Source organism: Enterobacter sp. RHBSTW-00975 (assembly GCF_013615235.1).
Lineage (GTDB): Bacteria > Pseudomonadota > Gammaproteobacteria > Enterobacterales > Enterobacteriaceae > Enterobacter > Enterobacter ludwigii.
Window position 1 is genome coordinate 2,601,838 of record NZ_CP055883.1, and the last position, 24,082, is coordinate 2,625,919.

Here is a 24,082-nt window from a genome sequence, read left to right on the forward strand (position 1 = left end):
TTGTTCCAGGAAGAGAATCGTGTCTCAACTCTGCCCTTGTGGTAGCGCTCTGGAGTATAGCCTATGTTGCCAGCGATATCTGTCTGGCGATCAGGTTGCACCAGACCCGTCACACCTCATGCGTTCACGGTATACTGCTTTTGTGATCAAAGACGCAGACTACCTGATTAAAACCTGGCACCCGTCCTGCCACGCTGCCGATTTCAGACAGGATATTGAAGCCGGATTTGCTAATACCCAATGGCTCGGCCTTACCGTCTATGAATCGTCAACGGGAAGTGATGCTGATGAAGGTTATGTCAGCTTCGTTGCCCGCTTTATCGAACGCAATAAGCCCGGTGCCATTATCGAACGTTCCCGGTTCTTAAAGGAAAGCGGGCAATGGTATTATATTGACGGAACGCGCCCACAGTTTGGTCGTAACGATCCCTGCCCTTGTGGTTCAGGTAAAAAATTTAAAAAGTGTTGCGGGCAGTAATGCCTGACAACCCAGACTTCGCAAATACTCAAACAGGATTTCCCGGCGATGCAATCACTACAACGTAAAGTTCTGCGCACCATCTGTCCCGATCAAAAAGGGCTGATCGCACGAATTACCAACATTTGTTATAAGCATGAACTGAATATCGTGCAGAACAACGAGTTCGTTGACCACCGTACCGGACGCTTCTTTATGCGTACCGAACTCGAAGGGATTTTCAACGACACCACCCTGCTTGCCGATCTCGACAGCGCGCTGCCTGAAGGCTCCGTGCGTGAACTGACACCCGCTGGCCGTCGTCGCGTTGTTATTCTTGTGACGAAAGAAGCCCACTGTCTTGGCGATCTGTTGATGAAAGCAAACTACGGTGGCCTCGATGTTGAAATCGCTGCCGTTATCGGTAACCACGAGACGCTGCGCACGCTGGTTGAACGTTTTGATATTCCGTTTGAGCTGGTCAGCCATGAAGGCCATACCCGTGAAGAACATGACAACCTGATGGCCAATGCTATCGAAGCGCATAACCCGGATTACGTGGTACTGGCGAAATACATGCGTGTGCTGACCCCATCCTTCGTGGCGCGTTTCCCGAACAAGATCATCAACATCCATCACTCATTCCTGCCAGCCTTTATCGGTGCACGTCCTTATCACCAGGCGTACGAACGCGGTGTGAAAATCATCGGTGCCACCGCGCACTACGTGAATGACAATCTGGACGAAGGCCCAATCATTATGCAGGACGTGATTCACGTGGATCACACCTATACCGCAGAAGATATGATGCGCGCCGGGCGTGACGTAGAGAAGAACGTACTCAGTCGTGCGCTCTATCAGGTGCTGGCACAACGTGTGTTCGTTTACGGTAACAGAACGATTATTCTTTAATCGACAAGAAAATGAACTGGTTAGCTTTACAGCTTAACGCGTAAAATTCAGGCAACCAGTTTATTTTTATTGTGGTAACGCTTTACAGGGGCGTCTCATTTGATATGATGCGCCCCGCTTCCAGCAGGAAGCAGGCCAGTAAATAGCATTACCCCGTGGTGGGGTTCCCGAGCGGCCAAAGGGAGCAGACTGTAAATCTGCCGTCATCGACTTCGAAGGTTCGAATCCTTCCCCCACCACCATCTCTCAGCATTACTTCAAAATTTGAATTACCCCTGGTGGGGTTCCCGAGCGGCCAAAGGGAGCAGACTGTAAATCTGCCGTCATCGACTTCGAAGGTTCGAATCCTTCCCCCACCACCATCATCTCAAAGCCAATCCAGTGATGTATTTCAACGATGTGTCATGCATAGCAACAGACGATCACATCGGTGGCAACCGGCGCTTCACCGGTGAACTTTTTACGATCGACGTATTACACTGAGCATGTTCCGCCAGACCATCAAGCAACGCATCCAGTTGCTCAATCGACCGCACGACCAGCCTGATAACAAAGCAGTCTTCACCGGTGACTTTATCGCTCTCAATACATTCCGGCATGGCCTGAATGTACTTATCTACCTTTTGCAGCAACCCCGGTAAAGGACGAACACGCACCAGCGCCTGCAACGTATACCCCAACGCCGTCAGATTGACGCGCGCGCCATACCCTTCAATCACCCCGCGCTCTTCCAGTCTTTTCAGACGCTCAGCTGTACTGGGAGATGTCAGTCCAATACGTCCGCTGAGTACCTTTAGCGACATGCGCGCATCCTCAACCAGACAGGCCAGGATTTGGCGATCGATGTCATCGAGAAGGTTTTCCATCGTTTTTACCTAATTTAAAAAAGTCATCACTGTCTTTCACCTTATATCAGCCATGTCATTCCCGACAGCGGTATTCGACAATATCGTCATTAATCAGGAGGTGAATAATGGGTTATGTACAAAAAGGCGTCTGGCAGATGAGCCTGGCAATGTTAATTTCCGGCTCGATTGGCGCGTTTGTTCTGCTTTCCGGCCTGCCGGTGACGGAAGTGGTTTTCTGGCGATGCCTGATCGGGGCGATGGCCCTTTTTATTTTCATCCGAATAAGTCGAAAACCATTTAGTCCGCTCACCCGGGTCACGCTGTTGCTGGCAATTCTGGGCGGTGTTGCGTTAGTGGTGAACTGGTTGCTGCTGTTCGCGGCTTATGAATGTATTTCAATCGGCCTTTCTACCGTGGTTTATAACACCCAGCCGTTTATGCTGGTGTTGATGGGGATGTTTTTAGGTGAACGCGTGAGCCTGGTGAAATGGGGTTGGCTCGTTCTCGCCTTTGGCGGCGTGGTCATCCTGCTCTCCAGTGAGCTGAATGGCGCACAGGGCGAAGGCTGGCTCGCAGGAATCGGTCTGGCGATAGGGGCCGCTTTCTTCTACGCACTGACAGCCATAATCGCCCGCAGACTGAAATCAGTTGCGCCCCAGCATATCGCCTTTATTCAGGTACTGACCGGCGTAGTCATGCTGTTGCCCTTCGCCCACCAACCGGCATTTTCAGCTGATTTTCCCTGGCCGATTTTACTGACGTTAGGTGTCGTCCACACCGGGATCATGTATCAGTTGCTGTATAGCGCGATCCAGAAGCTCCCGACGTCCGTTACCGGTTCTCTGTCTTTTATCTATCCCGTGGTGGCCATAATTGTCGATAACGTGGTGTTCGGACACTCGCTGAATATCACGCAACTGGCAGGTGGTGCATTGATACTGTTTGCGGCGGCAGGTAATAACCTGGGCTGGGGCGAGAAAAAACCCCGCGAGTGCGGGGTTGGGATCAAATCAGCAAATTAGCGACGGGCGCGAACAATCTGATATTTGCGCGTCAGATACTCCACCGGTGCGCTCCAGATATGCACCAGACGAGAGAACGGGAACAGCACAAACAGCGTCATCCCGAGCACCAGGTGCACGCGGAAGATAAACGCCACACCGTCAAGGTGCTCAGACGCACCACCGTGGAAAGTCACCACAGACTGCGCCCAGCCGACCAGCTTCATCATTTCGCTGCCATCCATATGCTGAGCCGAGAACGGAATGGTCAGTAGACCCAGCGCACACTGCACCATCAGCAGGGACAAAATCAGAATGTCCGCGCCGGTGGTAGTCGCGCGAACGCGCGGGCTGAACAGACGGCGTTTGAGCAGCAGTAAACCGCCCACCAGCGTCATCACGCCGCAGGCACCGCCGGCAATCATCGCCATTTTCTGCTTCACCTCAATCGGCAGGAATGACTCATACATCCAGTGCGGCGTCAGCATTCCGAGGAAGTGACCCGCAAAAATCCCCAGGATCCCGATGTGGAACAGGTTAGAAGCTAGGTTCATCCCTTTGCGATCGAGCATCTGGCTGGAGGCAGCACGCCAGGTGTACTGGCCGTAGTCATAACGCAGCCAGCTTCCCACCAGGAACACGGTGCCCGCGATATACGGGTAAATGTCAAAGAAGAACATATTCAGGAAGTGCATTATTGCTGTCCTCCGTTAGAGATATTCAAATATTGCGGGGCAACGGCTCCGGCAAAACGACGTTGGTGAGCGGAGATTTCAGACTCACCGCAGTTCTGGTCAGCCATGAATTTCACCTGCTCTTCCTCCCAGACCGCATCCAGCGCCTGTGGCGTATCATCGCGGGCTTCATCGGCGATCTTCTCCGCAACTTTTTCACTGTCGACCGATGCGTTGGCGAGTTTCACCAGCAGGTCGAACAGCACCGCGTAACGGCTCTCGCGCTGCTGAAGTCGTGCGCCGAGCAACGCCAGGATCGGCGCGATGTCCTGCAGCCCCCCCAGCGCCTCCTCTTTAGGCAACTGCGCCAGATACTCAAGGTAGAGCGGCAGGTGGTCCGGCAGCTCGCGGCTGTCGAGCTGCAGGCCGTGTTGCTCGTACTGTCCCATCAGGTCAACCATCGCCTGACCGCGGTCACGTGATTCACCGTGAACATGTTCGAACAGCAGCAGCGACGTCGCGCGTCCGCGGTCAAACAGCTGGCTGTAATCCGCCTGCGCATCCAGTAAATCGCGCGCTAACAGGTCCCGGAGGAAAACGGCCAGTGTCTGGGCATCCTCTTTCTCAAGATTTTCAGATGACGCGAGTGCATCAAAGAGCTCCTGCTGATGCTGCGCAAGCGCAGCATCCGGGTACTCGAGCAGGCGCGAAACAATGACAAGTTCAATCATTGGTGCGGCTCCGTTTTGCTCGTCACATCCAGGGCATCGATGCGGCGGCTGTTGAAGAGATTGAATTTCGTGTCTGAACCGTGGCAACCGTCGCCAAAGGTAAAGCCACAACCATTTTTCTCCGGGAAGGCTTCGCGAGCCAGTTCACGGTGGCTGCTCGGCACCACGAAACGGTCTTCGTAATTGGCAATCGCCAGGTAACGGTACATCTCCTGCGCCTGGGCTTCGGTCAGACCTACCGCTTCCAGTGCACGGGTATCGTTAACACCGTCAACGGTTTCAGCGCGTTTGAAGTGGCGCATCGCCAGCATACGTTTCAGCGCCAGCAGGACCGGCTGGGTATCCCCTGCGGTTAACAGGTTTGCCAGATACTGAACCGGGATACGCAGGCTTTCCACGTCTGGCAGAATGCCGTTGCTGCCCAGCTCACCCGCATCCGCAGCAGACTGGATCGGAGACAGCGGCGGCACGTACCAAACCATCGGCAGCGTGCGGTATTCTGGATGCAGCGGCAGCGCCAGCTTCCAGTCCATCGCCATTTTGTACACCGGAGACTGCTGCGCCGCGTCAATCACGCTCTGCGGAATGCCGTCTTTCAGCGCCTGCTCAATCACTTTCGGATCGTTAGGATCAAGGAAAACGTCCAGCTGACGCTGATAGAGATCTTTCTCGTTCTCGGTGCTGGCTGCATTTTCAATCGCGTCCGCGTCGTACAGCAGCACGCCGAGGTAACGAATACGGCCCACGCAGCTCTCAGAGCAGACGGTTGGCATACCGGCTTCAATACGCGGATAGCAGAAGATGCACTTCTCAGACTTGCCGCTCTTCCAGTTGAAGTAGATTTTTTTGTACGGGCAACCGGTAATACACATACGCCAGCCGCGGCACTTGTCCTGGTCGATCAGCACAATGCCATCTTCTTCACGCTTATAGATGGCTCCGCTCGGACAGGTCGCCACGCACGCCGGGTTAAGGCAGTGCTCGCACAGACGCGGCAGATACATCATGAAGGTGTTTTCGAACTGGCCGTACATCGCCTTCTGCATGTTCTCGAAGTTCTGGTCTTTGGCGCGTTTTTCGAACTCGCCGCCCAGAATCTCTTCCCAGTTTGGACCGCTGGTGATCTTATCCATACGCTGTCCGGTAATGAGCGAGCGTGGACGTGCGATCGGCTGATGTTTGCTTTCCGGCGCGTTGTGCAGGTTCTGGTAGTCGTAATCAAACGGCTCGTAGTAATCATCGATGCCCGGCAGATGCGGGTTGGCGAAGATTTTACCGAGCAGCATCGCACGGTTACCCATGCGCGGTTGCAGTTTACCGTTGATTTTACGGATCCAGCCGCCCTTCCATTTCTCCTGGTTTTCCCAGTCGGTCGGGAAGCCTGTGCCGGGTTTACTTTCCACGTTATTGAACCACGCGTACTCCATCCCTTCGCGGCTGGTCCAGACGTTTTTACAGGTGACTGAGCAGGTATGACAGCCGATGCATTTATCCAGATTCAGCACCATGCCGACTTGTGAACGAATTTTCATTTTACGCTCTCCTGTACCTGGTCATTACCTTCGCCGTCTAACCAGTTAATATTCTTCATCTTACGTACCACCACGAACTCATCGCGGTTAGATCCTACCGTGCCGTAGTAGTTAAAGCCGTAGGCCAGCTGCGCATAGCCGCCGATCATGTGCGTCGGTTTTGGCGTAATACGGGTCACGGAGTTGTGAATGCCGCCGCGCTGCTCGGTGATTTCAGAACCCGGCAGGTTAACGATACGTTCCTGCGCGTGATACATCATGGTCATCCCGGCCGGAACACGCTGGCTGACAACCGCACGCGCCGTCAGCGCACCGTTGCTGTTGAACACTTCGATCCAGTCGTTATCTTCAATGCCCAGATCTTTGGCGTCCGTCTCGCTCATCCACACAATCGGGCCACCGCGGGACAACGTCAGCATCAGCAGGTTGTCGCTGTAGGTGGAGTGAATGCCCCACTTCTGGTGTGGCGTCAGGAAGTTCAGCGCCTTCTCCGGGTTACCGTTCGATTTCGTACCCATTACCGCTTTCACGGAGCGGGTATCGATTGGCGGACGATAAACCAGCAGGCTCTCACCGAAGTCGCGCATCCACTGGTGATCCTGATACAGGGACTGACGACCGGACAGGGTACGCCATGGGATCAGTTCGTGAACGTTGGTGTAGCCAGCATTGTAGGAGACGTGTTCATCTTCCAGGCCAGACCAGGTCGGGCTGGAGATAATTTTGCGCGGTTGAGCCTGAATATCGCGGAAGCGGATCTTCTCTTCCTCTTTATTCGTCGCCAGATGGGTATGATCGCGACCGGTAAACTCACTCAGTGCCGCCCATGCTTTCACCGCCACGTGACCGTTGGTTTCCGGTGCCAGAGTCAGGATCATTTCTGCAGCATCAATGGCCGTGTTCAGCATTGGCTGGCCTTTGGCCGGGCCGTCCGCTTTGGTGTAATTGAGCTTACGCAGCAGGTCCATTTCGCTCTGGGTATTCCACGCAATCCCTTTACCCCCGTTACCGATTTTTTCCATCAGCGGGCCGATAGAGGTAAAGCGTTCGTACGTTGCCGGGTAGTCACGTTCAACGGGAATAATGTGCGGCGCAGTCACACCCGGGATCAGGTCACACTCGCCTTTTTTCCAGTCCTTCACGTCCAGCGGCTGCGCCAGTTCGGCTGCAGAGTCGTGCTGAATCGGCAGGGTCACCACATCGGTCTCTTTGCCCAGATGTCCTACGCACACTTCGGAGAATTTCTTCGCGATATCTTTGTAGATATCCCAGTCGCTTTTGGATTCCCACGCCGGGTCAACGGCTGCAGACAGCGGATGAATAAACGGATGCATATCCGAGGTATTCATGTCGTCTTTCTCATACCAGGTGGCGGTTGGCAGCACGATATCGGAATACAGGCAGGTACTGGACAGACGGAAGTCCAGCGTCACCACCAGATCCAGCTTGCCGTCCAGACCGTTGTCTTTCCACTCCACTTCCTCTGGTTTCACGCCGCCCTGCTTGCCCAGATCTTTCCCCTGAATACCGTTTTCAGTACCCAGCAGATATTTCAGCATGTACTCGTGGCCTTTACCGGAGGAGCCCAGCAGGTTAGAGCGCCAGATAAACAGGTTACGCGGATGGTTTTTGCCGTTTTCAGGCTGCTCGGACGCAAAGCGAATGGTGCCTTCTTTCAGTGCCTTGACGGTGTAATCCGCCGGGGTCATGCCCGCTTTCTTCGCCTCGTCGGCAATGCGCAGCGGGTTAGTCCCTAACTGAGGTGCAGACGGCAGCCAGCCCATGCGTTCAGCGCGGACGTTGAAGTCGATCAGGTGGCCGCTGTAGCGGGATTTATCCGCCATTGGCGACAGCAGTTCCTGGGCCGTTACCGTCTCGTAGCGCCACTGGCTGGAGTGGTTGTAGAAGTAAGACGTACTGTTCATATGACGCGCCGGACGCTGCCAGTCGAGGGCAAACGCCAGTGGCTGCCAGCCCGTCTGCGGACGCAGTTTTTCCTGGCCGACATAGTGCGCCCAGCCGCCGCCGCTTTGACCCACACAACCGCAGAAGATCAGCATGTTGATCAGGCCACGATAGTTCATATCAAGGTGATACCAGTGGTTCAGACCGGCACCAACAATGATCATTGAACGGCCATGCGTCTTGTCAGCATTTTCAGCAAATTCACGGGCGATACGGGTGATGTGTCCACGCGGCACGCCGGTAATCTGCTCTGCCCAGGCCGGAGTATACGCTTTGATGTCGTCGTAGCTGGTTGCGCAGTTTTCATCATTCAGGCCGCGCTCCAGGCCGTAGTTGGCCAGCGTCAGGTCATACACGGTGGTCACCAGCGCCGTCGACCCATCCGCCAGCTGCAGACGTTTGACCGGCAGCTTATGCATCAGGATGTTCTGCAGCTCAACTTTGTTGAAATGCTCGGACCCTTCGCCGCCGAAGTACGGGAAGCCCACATCAGCAATTTCGTCCTGGCTACCCAGCATGCTCAGACGCAATTCAGTCTCTTCACCGGTGGTACCGTTACGCTGCTCGAGGTTCCACTTGCCCTTCTCGCCCCAGCGGAAACCGATAGAGCCGTTGGGTGCCACCAGCTCGCCGTTATTGTTATAGGCGACCGTTTTCCACTCAGGATTGTTTTCCTGACCCAGCGCATCCACCAGATCGGCGGCACGCAGCGTGCGGCCCGCTGCATAATAGCCATCACGCTCTTCCAGCATGACCAGCATCGGCATGTCGGTATAACGACGGACATAGTCAGTAAAGTACTGGCTGGGTTTATCGAGGTGGAACTCACGCAGCATCACGTGGCCCATCGCCAGCGCCATCGCGGAGTCGGTACCCTGTTTAGGTGCCAGCCACAGGTCGCACAGCTTGGCAATTTCCGCATAGTCCGGGGTCACCGCAACGGTTTTGGTGCCTTTGTAACGCACTTCCGTGAAGAAGTGGGCATCCGGCGTACGGGTCTGTGGAACGTTAGAACCCCAGGCAATAATGTAGCTGGAGTTGTACCAGTCAGCGGATTCCGGCACGTCGGTCTGCTCGCCCCAGGTCTGCGGAGAGGCTGGCGGCAGGTCGCAGTACCAGTCGTAGAAGCTCAGACAGGTTCCGCCGATAAGCGACAGATAACGAGCACCTGAGGCGTAAGAGACCATCGACATCGCCGGGATAGGCGAGAAGCCCGCGACGCGGTCCGGTCCGTAGGTTTTGACGGTATAAACGTTAGAGGCAGCAATCAGTTCGTTGACCTCTTTCCAGGAAGAACGAACAAAGCCACCGCGACCGCGCGCCTGCTTAAAGCTTTTTGCTTTGTCGGCATCTTCGATAATGGATGCCCAGGCATCAACCGGATCGCTGTGCAGCACTTTCGCTTCACGCCACATTTTCATCAGGCGTTTGCGCATCAGAGGGTATTTCAGACGGTTGGCGCTGTACAGATACCAGGAGTAGCTTGCACCACGCGGGCAGCCACGAGGTTCGTGGTTTGGCATATCCGGACGGGTACGCGGATAGTCGGTCTGCTGCATTTCCCATGTCACCAGGCCGTTTTTAACGAAAATCTTCCAGCTACATGAGCCAGTGCAGTTCACGCCGTGGGTCGAACGGACGACTTTGTCATGCTGCCAGCGCTGACGGTAACCGTCTTCCCAGTCCCGGTTGGTCTCCAGAACCTGGCCGTGCCCATCGGCAAAAGTTTCACCCTTCTGTTTGAAGTAGCGAAACCGGTCCAAAAATTTGCTCATCGGGTATCTCCTGTGTGGAGCCTGTGGCTCTCTAAATCGACATTGCTGATTTGCAGCGAAGGTAACGCTCTGATAGATGGCGAGAATTGATAACGATCAAGGCGGAGAGGGAGTTTCAGGTGGGGTATTAGATCGGATACCACCAAAGCGGTAGATTTTTAATTTTTATAAGCCATTAATTTATAATGATATTTATAATTTATCGTACAAAAAGGAGGGCTAAATTTAACATCTTAGGTATTAAGGGGTAGACCGCCCTGTAAAGCGATGGCGATCACAGTGTTACCCACAGGCATTGTTCCTCAAACGCCATCAGTATGTTGTAACTACTGTAGTAATAAAAAAACGCGGCCCGAAGGCCGCGCAAACGGATAATCACACTTACTTATTTTTCTTGGTATTACGGCCATATACCAGCCACGTAATCACTACGCAGGCGATATAGAAAACGAGGAAGACTTTCATTGCTCCTGCCGGAGAGCCGGTCAGGTCCAGAGAGATACCGAACGCTTTCGGAATAAAGAAACCGCCAATTGCGCCGATGGCAGAGATAAAGCCCAGTGCAGCAGCCGTATCCGTCGCGGCTTCACGCATGGCCTGCTCTTCGCTTCCGCCCTGCGCTTTAACGCGATCCATCGTCAGCTTGCGGAAGATAACGGAAATCATCTGGAAGGTCGATGCGCTACCCAGACCGGCCGTCAGGAACAGCACCATAAACACGCCGAAGAAGGCGGTAAAGTTGCCACCCTGGCCATTGGCTGGCAGCGTCAGGAACAGCAGCGCACAGAAAATAGCCATGATCACAAAGTTCACCAGCGTCACGCGTGTTCCGCCCAGACGGTCAGACACCATCCCGCCCAGTGAACGCGCCAGGGCACCGATGAACGGACCAAAGAAGGCAAACTGCAGGATCTGCACTTCCGGGAACTGTGTTTTGGACAGCATGGCAAAGCCTGCGGAGAAACCGATAAACGACCCGAATGTTGCCAGATAAAGTAGCGCCATGACCCACAGGTGGCCGCGTTTCAGCACCGGCAACTGCTCGCTCAGCGAAGCCTTAGATGCCGACAGATCGTTCATAAAGAACCATGCCGCCAGGGTGAAGACCACCAGGAACGGAACCCAAATCCACGCCGCATTTTGCAGGTACAGGGAAGAACCATCCGCCTGCTCGACGCCACCGCCACCAAAGGCTGCAAAAATGGAGACAGAGATTGCCAGCGGTGCAATTAACTGCATCACGCTTACGCCCATGTTTCCCAGACCGCCGTTAATACCCAGCGCACCGCCCTGCTTCGCTTTCGGGAAGAAGAAGCTGATGTTCGCCATACTGGAGGCGAAGTTAGCGCCAGCAAAACCGCACAGCAGGGAGATAATCACGAACACGCTGAAAGGCGTGGAGGTATCCTGCACCGCAAAACCCAGCCACACGCAAGGTACGATCATGATGCCCGTACTGAACGCCGTCCAGCGACGACCGCCAAACACCGGCACCATAAACGCGTAAGGGACGCGCAGCAGCGCGCCGGACAGCGACGGCAACGCAGTCAGCATAAACAGCTGATCGGTCGTAAAGGTAAAACCCACTTTTGGCAGATTGACTGCCACTGCACTAAACAACATCCATACGCAAAACGCTAACAGCAAACACGGAACGGAAATCCACAGATTCCGGCTCGCTATACGATGGCCGCGCTGTTGCCAGAACGCCGGATCCTCTGGACGCCATTCAGTAATAACGGCACCATTTTCCCTTTCGGGAGCGGATGAGTGACTCATAGACACCTCTGATTCTCGAATGATGCTGCAAACATTAGGGTTTTAGGGCGGAGGTAAGTTGATATAAATCAAAGGAAAAGTGGGAGGTTTTACAGCGCAAAAAAAGCCCTTATCCTTAGTGAGTAGGCTATTTCAGTAAAAAAGACGTGGTTTTTCACGGCACTGAAGCGTCTCCGATACCGCCTCCTCCTGCCGCTTACTCCGTTGGCAATTTAGGGGTAATCCTTTATTGGTATGGGTATACTCCTGGGTATGCACCAGAATAGCGCCATTCCTGCAAGCAGGCCACGTCAGGAGCCCGGCAACTCTATGTTAAAAAGATGTTTATCTCCGCTAACACTGGTTAACCAGTTGGCACTGATCGTTATGCTGTCCACCGCCCTTGGTGTGACCGGTATGGCGATTTCTGGCTGGCTGGTACAGGGCGTACAGGGTAATGCGCATGCCATCAACGAGGCAGGCTCTCTACGCATGCAGAGTTATCGCCTGCTGGCGTCGGTACCGCTGACGGAAGACGATCAGCCTCTGATCGACGAAATGGAGCGTACCGCGTTCAGCCCGGAGCTGGAACGCGCCGCCATCCGTGACGGGCAGGAATCACAGCTTAAATCCCTGCAAAACTACTGGCACACCCAGCTTCAGCCTGGTCTGAAACAGGCACGCAATACTGAGACCGTGGCACGGGACGTCGCGGGTTTTGTGTCGCGCATTGACGCGCTGGTCTCCTCTTTCGATCAGACCACCGAATTGCGTATCGACCGGGTGCTGATGGTTCACCGCGCCATGGCCTTGTTTATGGGGCTGCTGCTGATTTTCACCATCCTCTGGCTGCGCGCCCGGCTGTTGAACCCCTGGAAACAGCTGCTGGCGATGGCCCGCGCGGTGACCGCACGTGATTTTACCCAGCGCACGCATATCAGCGGGCGGAATGAAATGGCGATGCTGGGCCAGGCGCTCAATACCATGTCGGAAGAACTCTCCGAAAGCTACGCCGTGCTGGAAAAACGCGTGCAGGAGAAAACGGCAGGGCTGGAGCAGAAAAATGAAATCCTCTCCTTCCTGTGGCAGGCCAACCGTCGTCTGCATATGCAGGTGCCGTTATGTGAACGCCTCTCGCCGGTGCTGAATGGCCTGCAAAATCTTACCTTGCTGCATGACCTGGAGCTGCGGGTCTACGATGTGGAAGATGAAGATAATCATCAGGAATTTACCTGTCAGTCCGACATGTCCTGCGATGACAAAGGCTGTCATCTTTGCCCGCGAGGCTTGCCGCCCCTGACCTCCGGCGGTACGACGCTGAAGTGGCGACTGACGGACAGCCATACCCAGTACGGTATCCTGCTGGCCACGCTGCCCGCCGGGCGGCATCTGAGCCACGATCAGCAGCAGCTGGTCGATACGCTGGTGGAGCAGCTGACCGCTACACTGGCGCTCGACCGCCATCAGGAAAAGCAACAACAGCTGATCGTCATGGAAGAGCGTGCGACTATCGCGCGCGAACTGCATGACTCCATCGCCCAGTCGCTCTCCTGTATGAAAATGCAGGTCAGCTGTCTGCAGATGCAGGATGCGGAGATGCCGGAAAGCAACAAACAGCTGCTGAGCCAGATCCGCAACGAACTCAATACCTCATGGATTCAGCTTCGCGAGCTGTTGACCACCTTCCGCCTGCAGCTGACCGAGCCTGGCCTGCGCCCCGCGCTGGAGTCCAGCTGCCATGAATTTAGCGCCCGACTGGGGTTCCCGGTGAAGCTTGATTATCAGCTGCCGCCGCGGTTTGTCCCCTCCCATCAGGCGATTCATCTATTGCAGATCGCCCGTGAAGCCCTGAGCAACGTGCTCAAACACGCTGACGCGACGGCGGTCACCGTTACCGTCAGCCAGCACGATAATCAGGTCAGGCTCACGGTTCATGACAACGGCTGCGGCGTGCCGGAAAATGCCGAAAGAACTAACCATTATGGTTTAATTATCATGCGAGACCGCGCCCAAAGCCTGCGCGGTGATTGCCAGGTTCGCCGGCGAGAGACAGGTGGCACGGAAGTCGTGGTCACCTTTATTCCCGAAAAACCGCTCACAACTGCTCAAGGAGAAACCCATGACTAATCAGGAACCGGCATCCATCCTGTTGATCGACGACCATCCGATGCTGCGTACTGGCGTTAAACAGCTGGTCAGCATGGCACCCGATATCACCGTCGTTGGCGAAGCCAGCAATGGCGAACAGGGCATTGAGCTTGCCGAATCGCTTGATCCCGATCTGATCCTGCTCGATCTCAACATGCCGGGCATGAACGGTCTGGAAACGCTCGACAAGCTGCGGGAAAAATCGCTCTCCGGACGCGTAGTGGTCTTTAGCGTCTCGAACCATGAAGAGGATGTGGTGACGGCGCTCAAGCGTGGCGCGGACGGCTACCTGCTGAAAGATATGGAGCCGGAAGATCTGCTCAAGGCCCTGCAACAGGCCGCCGCGGGTGAGATGGTACTGAGCGAAGCCTTAACGCCGGTGCTGGCCGCCAGCTTGCGGGCAAACCGCGCCACCTCGGATCGCGATGTCAGCCAGTTAACGCCACGTGAGCGCGATATTCTGAAGCTGATTGCCCAGGGCCTGCCGAATAAAATGATTGCGCGTCGCCTGGATATCACCGAAAGCACGGTCAAAGTGCATGTGAAACATATGCTGAAGAAAATGAAGTTAAAATCCCGGGTTGAAGCCGCGGTATGGGTACACCAGGAACGTATTTTTTAAGCATTACTCATCCGGCAGCAGCTTCCAGCGCGGATCGTCGGTGGGTAATGCCACAAGCGGTTGCGCCACAGCCAGCGTGATCTCATTGGACGAGACGCGCTTGCCATCATTATCTTCTACCACCACCGAAAGCCGCCAGCGGTTGCTCGCGCCCTCACTGTCATCCCAGGCAGGCATAATCACGCTCCAGCCGTCTTCACTGGTATTGTTGGCCGGCGACGTTAGACTCAGCGCCTGCGTATCTCCCTGCCAGTGCAGCTGGCGAATCCCGTGCTTACTGCGGATCTGCAGCTTAAGCATCACGGTTTCGCCCCCTTTGAGATCCCACGGCGGTGTCGCCAGGTAGACGGACAACGTTTTGCTCTGGCGGAACTCCATCACCGGCAGGTTATCCCGCTCTGGCGAATCATAGCGACTGCCGCGCAGAGAACGGGTGGCGGCGACTTCACTGGCAGAAAGTTGCTTCACCAGCGGCACGCCAAAGCGGTAGTTGAGTTTGAGGCCAAGATTATTCTGGCTCACCCCACTCTCTCCTTGCTTATGCCCGGCGGTGAGGGTTACCAGCGGAACGGGGGTATAATTCAGCCCCAGATTGACCGCCACCGGGTTATGATAACCGGTACCGCTGTTGAACAGGTCAACGTTATCACCAAAATATTGCTCAAAGCTGACGCTGGTATTCAGGTGATGGAACCACGGCAGCCACGCTTTAGCGGTCACGTCGTACCCCCGGGCCATGCGCTGCTCCTGAATGTCAGAGCGATCGCGCCAGCCGGCAAAGGGCTGATAATAGTTCGCAGACAGACGCAGGTTCTCGCCCCACACTTCCGCACCTAACCCGGCACGCTGCAGGTTTTCATCCAGCAGGTTGTCGTAAAAGGTGTTGTAGCCGAGCAACCATTTTCCGGCAACCCAGCGCTGCCCAATGCCGGCATTGCTCACCAGACCGTCAGTCTGCTGCGTCAGGCCAAGCTGGCTCCAGCTCAGATAACGATTGTTATCGTTCCACGGAATAAACCAGCTGCCGCTGCTGCCGTTAAATTTGCCGTCGTCATCCACCAGCAAGTTCACGCTGGCGTTCCCCCACGGCGAAAGCCAGGATTCAATATGCTGGTTCACTTCGCCGCTCACCGCGTCACGCACCTTGCCAAAGGCAAACTGACGCGCCTGCTCGCCTGTCGTCAGGCCGTTATCGGTCATACTGGCTTCGCCAAACGCTTTCGCCATTTCTGCCAGATGTTTTTCGCCCTCGGTCGTGGGCGCCGCCATGCCGAGATCGGGCAGATTATCCCCGTTGTTATCAAAGGGGTTCTGTGCCTGTTGCACAAAGGAATTCGGCGCACCGTGAACGGCTCCGACCGGAATGAGGGGGAGTAAAGCAAGCAAACGAAGATGAGATGAAACAGCCATTAACGTCGTAAGAAATACCCGATGCTTACGTGAGAACACCGGGTACCTTACCGTTATTCCTCACGTTTTGCAGCCTTAAGAGGAATTTTCCGGAATATCCTGAAACATTGTTTTTAGTTCAGGCACACAGGAGCCGCAGTTCGTTCCGCAGCGCAGCCTGGCGCCCAGCGCCGCGACGGAATCACACCCTCCCCCAATCGCCTCGCGTATGACGGTTTCCCCCACGCTGAAACAGCTGCAGATGATCCGGCCCGGATCGACACTGTCCCCTGTTCCCTGTCCATTCAACAACGCGTGGCGCTCAGCAAGCGTCACGGGAGGTGAACGAAACGCGGCTTCAATTACCGTGTGCGCCAGTGTCGGTAACGCAGTGCCTTCCCAGAACCCGAGCATCAGTTGTCCGTCATGCCAGGCCAGCACGCTGCTGCGCTCGCTGGTCTGCGCGACCTGCAGCTGCCAGCCCCGTTCACTGGCGTACTGCATAACCCACGCCAGCAACGGCTTATCCCCCGCCACCGTCAGACGTGAGACTTTACGCCACCAGCAGACAGCGGGTGGAAGCTCCGGCAGTTCACGGGCATAAAGCTCGCCCTGCCAGCCCGGCTGCCAGGGCATAATCCTGACGGCCGTCTGTTTACTCTCGGGCTGACCGGACAGCGGGTCACAGCGCCCTTCCACCAGCGCATTCACCTTCCCCTGGCGGGCAAACTGGGCATTCCAGTGCATTGGCACAAACAGCTCACCTTCTCGCAGCCCGTCAGTGATATGCACTCTTGCCAGCATCACCCCACGCGGAGAACTGATGCGCGCCAGCTGTCCGTCGTACAGTGAGAAGCGCATGGCATCGGCGGCGCCGATCTCAACACACGGCTCAGCACTATGCTGCATCAGTTTCGGGACGTATCCCGTCCGGGTCATGGTGTGCCACTGATCGCGGATACGTCCGGTATTGAGAATCAGCGGGTATAGTGCGTTTATTGCCGCACCGTGTGGCTGAGGCTCTACCGGCACAATTTCCCGGCGCGCAAAGGCCCCCGCTGACCACTGATAAGGCTCAAGCCGGTCCCATTCCTCACGGGTAAGTGACGCCAGTTCATGAAGGTTAAACGCCCGCGCGCCGTCATTTTCAAAGGCCGAGAGCGCTGCATGCTCACAAAAAATTTGCTGCGGATGTTCCCAGGCGAAGGCTTCACCATAGCCCAGCGCCTGTGCCACCCGGGCGATGACCCACCAGTCCGGTTTGGTCTCGCCTGGCGCCGGCAGAAAGGCGCGCTGGCGCGAAATACGCCGCTCGGAATTGGTTACCGTACCGTCTTTCTCCCCCCACGCCTGTACCGGGAAGCGGATATGGGCATAGCGGCTGGTGTCGGTCTCCTGCATCACCTCGGAGACAATCACCAGCGGGCAATGTTCCAGCGCCTGGCACACCGCGTGGCTGTCCGGCAGCGAGACGGCAGGATTGGTGCCCATGATCCACACCGCTTTCACTTCGCCGCGGGCGATCGCATCAAACAACTCCACCGCCATCAGGCCCGGCGTCTGGGCCAGTCTTTCTGTACCCCAAAAACGCGCCACCCGCGAAAGAGACTCCGGCTCGAAATTCATGTGAGCGGCAAGCTGGTTCGCCAGCCCACCCACCTCCCGCCCCCCCATCGCGTTAGGCTGTCCGGTCAGCGAAAACGGTCCGCAACCCTGACGGGCGAATTTTCCGCTGGCCAGATGAACGTTGATGATGGCATTACACTTGTCGCTGCCGCTTGAGGACTGATTAATGCCCATGGTGTAGAGCGTGATGGCCCGCGGCGCAGTCACAAACCAGTCGTAGAAGGTCCCCACGACCTCGGTTGAGAGTCCACAAAACTCAGCCACCCGGGCGATGGGCCACGCGTCGGTTCCCTGAATCAGATTGAGTAAACCGACAAACAGCCCGGCGTCACTGCCGGGCGTAAGCGCCAGATGCAGGTCAGCAATATCGCAGGTGGCCGTTTTGCGTGGGTCGATAACCACAACTTTCATCGCAGGATTGTTCTGGCGCGCCTGTACCAGCCGCTGATACAGCACCGGATGGGTCCATGCCGCATTTGACCCGACCAGCACCACCAGATCGCTGTTTTCCACATCCTCATAGCTGCACGGCACCACATCTTCACCAAACGCGCGCTTGTAGCCTGCCACCGCGGACGACATACAGAGCCGCGAGTTGGTATCTATGTTTGCCGCACCGATAAACCCTTTCATCAGCTTATTGGCGGCGTAATAGTCCTCAGTCAACAGCTGGCCGGAGGCGTAAAACGCCACCGCCTGTGGTCCCCAGGTGTCGATGATGGTCTGCAGCCGTTCACCTGCCGCCGCCAGCGCCCGGGACCATTCCACCGCCTGCCCGTCGACCACCGGGTGCAGCAGTCGCCCCTGCAGACCGGTCGTTTCGCCTAATGCCGAGCCTTTAACGCACAGGCGTCCAAAACTGGCGGGATGGCGTTCATCTCCGCGCACGGTGACCTTCTCGCCCTCTACCGTTGCGATCACGCCGCAGCCCACCCCGCAGTAGGGGCACGTCGTTCGGGTTTCATTCATGACGCCTCCGCACGCAAGATCTGCGCGTCGTTCCCGACCCACACCTGACCGTTTTCTATTTTCACCGGCCAGGCGCGCACCGCAGGTTCCCCGTTATCGGCCTGACAGCCGTCGCGCAGACGGATACGCTGCTTATAGAGCGGAGAGATGACCACCGGCTCGCCGGCAGCATCGCCGAGAATGCCGCGTGAAAGCACGTTTGCTGTGCTGCCCGGCTCGAGGTCGTCGAGGGCATAGACGGATTGACCAAAGCGGAAAAGCGCAATCGGTTTTCGCCCCAGCCGGGCGCCGATCCCCGCCTGCTCAGGGATCTCATCGATAGCGCAGACCGCTTGCCAGCGTTTATTCTCCTCCACCGACTGACGATTCACTTCGGTACGGAACAGCGCCAGACGGCTCGGATCGTTAAGCGTGGTCTGCCATTCACACTGGTAGGTTTCCACCACGCGGGCCATCTCCTGTTCCAGCTCGTGCGCAATGCCCAGGCTGTCGTGAAGAATCACCTCGCGCAGGTAGTCGATCCCCCCTTCCAGATTGTCCATCCACGTACTGGTACGCTGCAGGCGATCCGCCGTGCGGATGTAGAACATCAGGAAGCGGTCGACGGTGCGGATCAGCGTCTCGTCATCCAGATCGCTGGCAAAGAGATCCGCATGGCGCGGTTTCATGCCGCCGTTACCGCAGAGATAAAGGTTCCAGCCTTTGTCGGTCGCAATGACGCCCACGTCCTTGCTCTGAGCCTCCGCACATTCACGGGTACAACCGGACACGGCCATTTTAATTTTGTGCGGCGCGCGTAAGCCTTTATAGCGGTGCTCAAGCGTGACCGCGAGACGCGTGGAATCTTGCACGCCATAGCGGCACCAGGTCGACCCGACGCAGGATTTCACCGTGCGCAGGGATTTACCGTACGCGTGACCGGTCTCAAATCCGGCCTCCACCAGCGCCTGCCAGATCGCCGGCAGCTGGTCGAGCGTGGCGCCAAAGAGGTCGATACGCTGCCCACCCGTGATTTTGCTGTACAGCTGGTAGCGTTTGGCGATCTGGCCGATAGCTATCAAGCCGTCGGCCGACACTTCCCCTGCAGGCATCCGGGGCACAATGGAGTACGTCCCGTCTTTCTGAATATTGGCAAAGTAACGGTCGTTGGTGTCCTGCAGCGGCAGATGTGCCGGTTTCAGCAGGTACTCATTCCAGCAGGAGGCGAGCACTGACCCCACCAGCGGTTTACAGATTTCGCAACCGTGCCCCTGCCCGTAACGGCTGATAAGCTGGTCGAAGGTACGAATATGATTGACGCGCACCAGGTGATAGATTTCCTGACGCGACCACGGAAAGTGTTCGCAGATGTCCTTTTTCACCTCCACGCCCTGCTCCGCAAGCTGGTACTCCATCACCTGTTTCACCAGCGCGCTGCATCCTCCGCAACCGGTCGCGGCTTTGGTGCACTGTTTTATGGCTCCAATATCCGCGGCACCGGCACTTACCGCCTGACAGATATCACCTTTGCTGACGTTATGGCAGGAGCAGATCTGCGCACTGTCAGGCAGTGCCGCCACGCCGAGGGCTTTTGGCGCGCTCCCGGCGAAGGAAGGTAAAATCAGCGTTTCAGGCTCTTTGGGTAGCGCTATGCCGTTGAGCATCATCTGCACCAGGGTCGCATATTCGCTGGCATCCCCCACCAGTACGCCGCCCAACAGGGTTTTATTGTCCTCACTGACCACGATCTTTTTATAGATTTGCTGCGGACCATGCGTCCATTGATAGCTTAGCGCGCCGGGTGTTCTTCCATGGGCATCGCCAAACGAGGCCACATCTACCCCCAGCAGCTTCAGTTTGGTGCTCATGTCAGCCCCGGTAAAGGCGCTCGCCTCTCCCGCCAGCGTGGCCGATGCCACCCGCGCCATCTGATAACCCGGGGCGACCAGGCCAAAAATTTTACCCTCCCACAGTGCACATTCGCCGATAGCGAACACGTCTTTATCGGAAGTCTGGCACTGGTTATCAATGCAAATCCCGCCGCGCTCTCCGGTCGCCAGGCCACTGCTGCGCCCCAGTGCATCCTGCGGGCGAATACCTGCAGAGAAGACCACGATATCAGTTTCCAGCTGTTCACCGTCCGCAAAGCGCATTACCAGCCCGCCGTTCGCAGAGACGATGTCGGTGGTGGATTTGCTGGTGTGAACGCCCACGCCAAGCGCTTCGATCTTTTTGCGCAGCATGGCCGCACCGTCGTTGTCGAGTTGTACCGCCATCAGGTGTGGCGCAAACTCCACGACGTGCGTTTCCAGGCCCAGCTGTTTCAGGGCATTCGCGGCTTCCAGTCCCAGCAGGCCACCGCCAATGACCACCCCGCGACGGGATTGCTTTGCCTGCGCGGCGATGTTATCCAGGTCGTCCAGCGTACGGTAAACAAAGCAGCCTGGCAGCGTGCTGCCCGGTACCGGAGGCACAAACGGGTACGAGCCGGTCGCCAGCACCAGTTTGTCCCAGTGGGTTTCATGCCCACTGGCGGTACGCACGACGTGTGCGTCGCGATCGATACTCACAATTTGCTGCGAGAGGCGAAGCTCAATGCCGTGTTCAGCAAAGAAATCACCGTCCACCAGTGAGAGCGATTCTGCGCTTCGTCCGCCAAAATACTCTGACAAATGCACACGATCATAGGCGGCATAGCGCTCTTCGCCAAAAACGATAATCTGGTACTGCCGGTGCAAATTGCGCTTCACACAGTCTTCAAGAAAATGATGGCCGACCATACCGTGTCCAACCACCACCAGCGTAGGTTTTGTCATAGCGTTTTGTCCTGCAACCTGCGGTTGCGTAGTGAATCGATTGAACAGCCAGTCCGCGTGGGCGGGCGCAGCCGTTGCCAGTAAATCGGTGAATGTTGCCGCGTTGCGGCAATCCCCCATCAGCAGCACGCCAGCAAGCGCACCGCGATGCAGTAACAAACGGCGATAGTGACGGGTCAGCGGATCCCAGGCGCTCCAGACCACATCGTCTGGCAGAACCTCTACTCGCCCGGCGCTGAACAGCTCCACACCGGGCACTTTGAGGCGCATGCCGCTGTCGGTCAGGGCAAATGGCGTGCTAGCCTCCCCAGCCAGCCGGGCGGCGAGGATATCCGCCTGCGCCAGGCAAGGTGCGACCAGGCCGAACGTCTGGCCGTCGATTTCGCAGCACTCACCGATGGCGCTGATCGCCGGGACTGAGGTCTGCATCTGGTGGTTAACCACAATGCCGCGGACACAGTGAATGCCGCTGCCTTTTGCCAGTGCGACATTGGGCTGCACGCCGGTCGCCAGCACCACGCGAGAGGCGTTAATCTTGCGTCCGTTGTGTAACGTCACGGCATCCGCCGCAATGGCGGTCATTCCCGATGACAGTTCGCAGCGAACGCCGCGCTCCGCCAGCGCCTCTTCAAGCAAAACGCCTGCCTGGCGATCGAGCTGCTGTTCCATCAGCCACGCACCACGATGCACCAGCGTGACGTTGTCACAAGACCGGGCCAGTGCCGCAGCGACCTCAACGCCGAGCACCCCACCGCCCAGCACTACAGCTGGCCCCGGGTTCTCCTGAATCGCGCGGATATCGGCCAGCGTACGAAAGGTGAAGACATGCGGAGCGTCACCGCCCGGAATGGGAGGTACAAAAGGCGTCGACCCGGTGGCAAAGACCAGTTCGTCCCAGGCCAGCGTGGTTGCTGTGGTACGGACCTCGCGTTTCTCAACATCCACGGAAAGCACCTTTTCGCCACGTCGTACCGTCACACCCCGTGCGTGATACCAGGCGTCGTCCTGCAGGCGGATCTGCTGCGCCTGTTTTTCCCCGCCCAGTACCGGCGAGAGCATGATGCGGTTGTAAGCGTGTTCCGACTCCTCGCCAAACACGGTGATCGTGAAGCGACCGGGCGCACGCTCGGTCAGCGAGGCAATCAGCCGTGTTGCGGCCATCCCATTACCGATAACGATCAGTCGCATCACCGCCTCCGTTACGCCGCTTTAGGCTGTTTTTCATAGAGGAAATGGAGGATCTGCTGACGCATATGGTGATAGCGGCTATCGTCCGCCAGCTGAACCCGATTACGCGGGCGAGGCAGGTCAACGTGCAGCACCTCGCCGACGGTGGCCGCCGGGCCGTTAGTCATCATCAGTACCCGGTCAGAAAGCAGCACAGCCTCGTCCACATCGTGGGTGATAAGCACGATGGTGGTGTTCAGCGCCTGCTGGATTTGCATCACCGAGTCCTGCAGATGCGCGCGCGTGAGCGCATCCAGCGCGCCAAACGGTTCATCCATCAGCAGGACCTTCGGCTTCATCGCCAGCGCACGGGCAATGCCAACGCGCTGTTTCATGCCGCCGGAGATTTCCGAAGGCCGTTTATGCAGGGCATGCCCCATCTGGACGCGATCGAGGTTGTGTTCAATCCACTCCTTGCGCTCCGCCTTGCTCATGGTGCGGCGAAAGACCTGATCCACCGCCAGCGCAACGTTGTCGAAGCAGGTGAGCCACGGCAGCAGAGAATGGTTCTGAAACACCACCGCACGCTCCGGTCCTGGCCCGGCGATTTCGCGGTTATCGCAAATCAGCCCACCTTCGGTCGGCAGGGTGATCCCGGCAATCAGGTTGAGCAACGTCGATTTGCCGCACCCGGAGTGGCCAATCAGGCTGACGGTTTCGCCTTCGTGAATATCAAAAGAGACGTTCTGCAGCGCCAGAAACTCGCCGCTGGCGGTAGAAAAACGCTGGCTCACGGCCTGGACCTGAATTAATGGTTTCATCTTCGCTCCTTATTTTTCCTGCCAGCTAAAGCGACGGGCGATCAGCATCAGCCCCTGCTCCAGCAGCAACCCGACCACGCCAATGATGACGATGGCGATGAGAATGTTTTCGACGTTGAGGTTGTTCCACTCATTCCAGATCCAGAAGCCGATCCCCAGCCCACCGGTGAGCATCTCGGCGGCGACAATGACCAGCCAGGCGATGCCAATTGAGAGGCGAACCCCGGTCAGCACCGCGGGCAGCACGGCCGGGAAGAGGATCCGCCGCATGATGGTCCACTCGGAGAGCTGCAGCACGCGGGCAACGTTGAGGTAATCCTGCGGAATACGACGTACCCCTTCGGCGGTGTTAATCACCATTGGCCATATTGAGCAGATAAAAATGGTCCAGCTGGAGGCGGGCTCCGCTTTCTGGAACAGCAGCAGGCCGATAGGCAGCCAGGCTAAAGGACTGACCGGGCGTAACAGTGCGATCAACGGGCTGAACATGCGCGAGCAAAAGGTGAAGCGACCGATCAGGAAACCGAGCGGGATCCCCGCGAGCGCCGCCAGACCAAAGCCCACCGCCACGCGCTGCAGCGAAGCGAGCACGTTCCAGCCGATACCCATATCGTTTGGCCCGTCGCGGTAAAACGGGTCAGCGAAGAGCGTTAATGCGGAATCCAGCGTGCTGAGCGGCGTCGGGAACCCTTTGCTGTTGATCGCGGCCAGCTGCCAGAGCAACACCAGTAACCCGAGCCCCAGCAGCGCCGGGATCACGCGCTGCAGAAGGTCATTCATCCGTCGCGTGAACGTCGGTGCGCGGCGGCGAACCTGCACCGGAGGGAGGGTAATCACTTCCCCGCTCGCCGGCGTCTCGTCTTTCGATTTCGTGCTGTGCAGATGCTGCATA

General features: G+C 56.9%; 16 protein-coding genes and 2 tRNA genes. 7 read left to right on the plus strand and 11 right to left on the minus strand.

The features are described 5' to 3' along the window. Positions 1-19 precede the first annotated feature (19 nt). The 4 genes from HV340_RS12510 to HV340_RS12525 all read left to right on the plus strand — a co-directional run bounded on the left by HV340_RS12510 (position 20) and on the right by HV340_RS12525 (position 1,731). On the plus strand, positions 20-478 hold the full coding sequence (locus tag HV340_RS12510; protein WP_025203926.1) for a YchJ family protein: 459 nt from the start codon (positions 20-22) through the stop codon (positions 476-478). A 48-nt stretch (positions 479-526) separates the two neighbouring features. Then, positions 527-1,369, plus strand: coding sequence for a formyltetrahydrofolate deformylase (gene purU, locus HV340_RS12515; RefSeq protein WP_014170456.1), 843 nt, complete (start codon positions 527-529; stop codon positions 1,367-1,369). 157 nt (positions 1,370-1,526) lie between these two features. Further along, positions 1,527-1,611, plus strand: a tRNA-Tyr gene (locus HV340_RS12520). A 35-nt stretch (positions 1,612-1,646) separates the two neighbouring features. Further along, positions 1,647-1,731 (plus strand) — tRNA-Tyr (locus tag HV340_RS12525). A 60-nt stretch (positions 1,732-1,791) separates the two neighbouring features. On the opposite strand, the gene HV340_RS12530 is transcribed toward HV340_RS12525, so the two are convergent. Beyond that, on the minus strand, positions 1,792-2,235 hold the full coding sequence (locus tag HV340_RS12530) for an Lrp/AsnC family transcriptional regulator (RefSeq protein WP_014170457.1): 444 nt from the start codon (positions 2,233-2,235) through the stop codon (positions 1,792-1,794). A 107-nt stretch (positions 2,236-2,342) separates the two neighbouring features. Between HV340_RS12530 and HV340_RS12535 the strand changes: the two genes are divergently transcribed. Continuing rightward, positions 2,343-3,239: a DMT family transporter gene (locus HV340_RS12535; RefSeq protein WP_063924869.1), complete on the plus strand. Its 897-nt coding sequence runs from the start codon at positions 2,343-2,345 to the stop codon at positions 3,237-3,239. Here HV340_RS12535 and narI read toward each other — a convergent pair. The 5 genes from narI to HV340_RS12560 all read right to left on the minus strand — a co-directional run bounded on the left by narI (position 3,236) and on the right by HV340_RS12560 (position 11,674). After that, positions 3,236-3,913, minus strand: a complete 678-nt coding sequence (gene narI / locus HV340_RS12540) for a respiratory nitrate reductase subunit gamma (protein ID WP_014170469.1) — start codon at positions 3,911-3,913, stop codon at positions 3,236-3,238. The two genes, HV340_RS12535 and narI, sit on opposite strands and share 4 nt — an antisense overlap. Then, positions 3,913-4,623, minus strand: coding sequence for a nitrate reductase molybdenum cofactor assembly chaperone (narJ, locus tag HV340_RS12545; RefSeq protein ID WP_040017698.1), 711 nt, complete (start codon positions 4,621-4,623; stop codon positions 3,913-3,915). Before narJ ends, narI begins: the two co-directional genes overlap by 1 nt. Continuing rightward, complete coding sequence (narH, locus tag HV340_RS12550; protein ID WP_020882363.1) at positions 4,620-6,155, minus strand: nitrate reductase subunit beta; 1,536 nt, start codon at positions 6,153-6,155, stop codon at positions 4,620-4,622. The genes narJ and narH overlap by 4 nt, the downstream gene beginning before the upstream one ends. Further along, complete coding sequence (locus tag HV340_RS12555; protein ID WP_063924868.1) at positions 6,152-9,895, minus strand: nitrate reductase subunit alpha; 3,744 nt, start codon at positions 9,893-9,895, stop codon at positions 6,152-6,154. Before HV340_RS12555 ends, narH begins: the two co-directional genes overlap by 4 nt. Before the next feature lie 381 nt (positions 9,896-10,276). Further along, positions 10,277-11,674, minus strand: coding sequence for a NarK family nitrate/nitrite MFS transporter (locus HV340_RS12560; protein ID WP_063214300.1), 1,398 nt, complete (start codon positions 11,672-11,674; stop codon positions 10,277-10,279). Positions 11,675-11,983: 309 nt separating this feature from the next. Here HV340_RS12560 and narX point away from each other — a divergent pair, with 309 nt between their 5' ends. Together narX and narL are read left to right on the plus strand one after the other, a co-directional pair. Continuing rightward, entirely contained in the window at positions 11,984-13,780 is a 1,797-nt protein-coding gene (gene narX, locus HV340_RS12565; protein ID WP_025203922.1) for a nitrate/nitrite two-component system sensor histidine kinase NarX, read from the plus strand. Then, positions 13,773-14,423: a two-component system response regulator NarL gene (gene narL / locus HV340_RS12570; protein ID WP_003856701.1), complete on the plus strand. Its 651-nt coding sequence runs from the start codon at positions 13,773-13,775 to the stop codon at positions 14,421-14,423. The genes narX and narL overlap by 8 nt, the downstream gene beginning before the upstream one ends. 3 nt (positions 14,424-14,426) lie before the next feature. On the opposite strand, the gene HV340_RS12575 is transcribed toward narL, so the two are convergent. From HV340_RS12575 to ntrB, 5 genes are all read right to left on the minus strand, one after another. Then, entirely contained in the window at positions 14,427-15,833 is a 1,407-nt protein-coding gene (locus tag HV340_RS12575) for a YchO/YchP family invasin (protein WP_032669735.1), read from the minus strand. A gap of 75 nt (positions 15,834-15,908) precedes the next feature. Then, positions 15,909-18,407: a nitrate reductase gene (locus HV340_RS12580; protein WP_063924867.1), complete on the minus strand. Its 2,499-nt coding sequence runs from the start codon at positions 18,405-18,407 to the stop codon at positions 15,909-15,911. Next, the gene (nirB, locus tag HV340_RS12585) at positions 18,404-22,390 is read right to left on the minus strand and encodes a nitrite reductase large subunit NirB (RefSeq protein ID WP_163387247.1); all 3,987 of its coding nucleotides are present in this window, start codon (positions 22,388-22,390) and stop codon (positions 18,404-18,406) included. The genes HV340_RS12580 and nirB overlap by 4 nt, the downstream gene beginning before the upstream one ends. An 11-nt stretch (positions 22,391-22,401) precedes the next feature. Then, positions 22,402-23,190, minus strand: a complete 789-nt coding sequence (locus HV340_RS12590; RefSeq protein ID WP_014170481.1) for an ABC transporter ATP-binding protein — start codon at positions 23,188-23,190, stop codon at positions 22,402-22,404. A 9-nt stretch (positions 23,191-23,199) separates the two neighbouring features. After that, positions 23,200-24,081, minus strand: a complete 882-nt coding sequence (gene ntrB, locus HV340_RS12595; RefSeq protein ID WP_014170482.1) for a nitrate ABC transporter permease — start codon at positions 24,079-24,081, stop codon at positions 23,200-23,202. Between the last annotated feature and the right edge of the window lies 1 nt (position 24,082).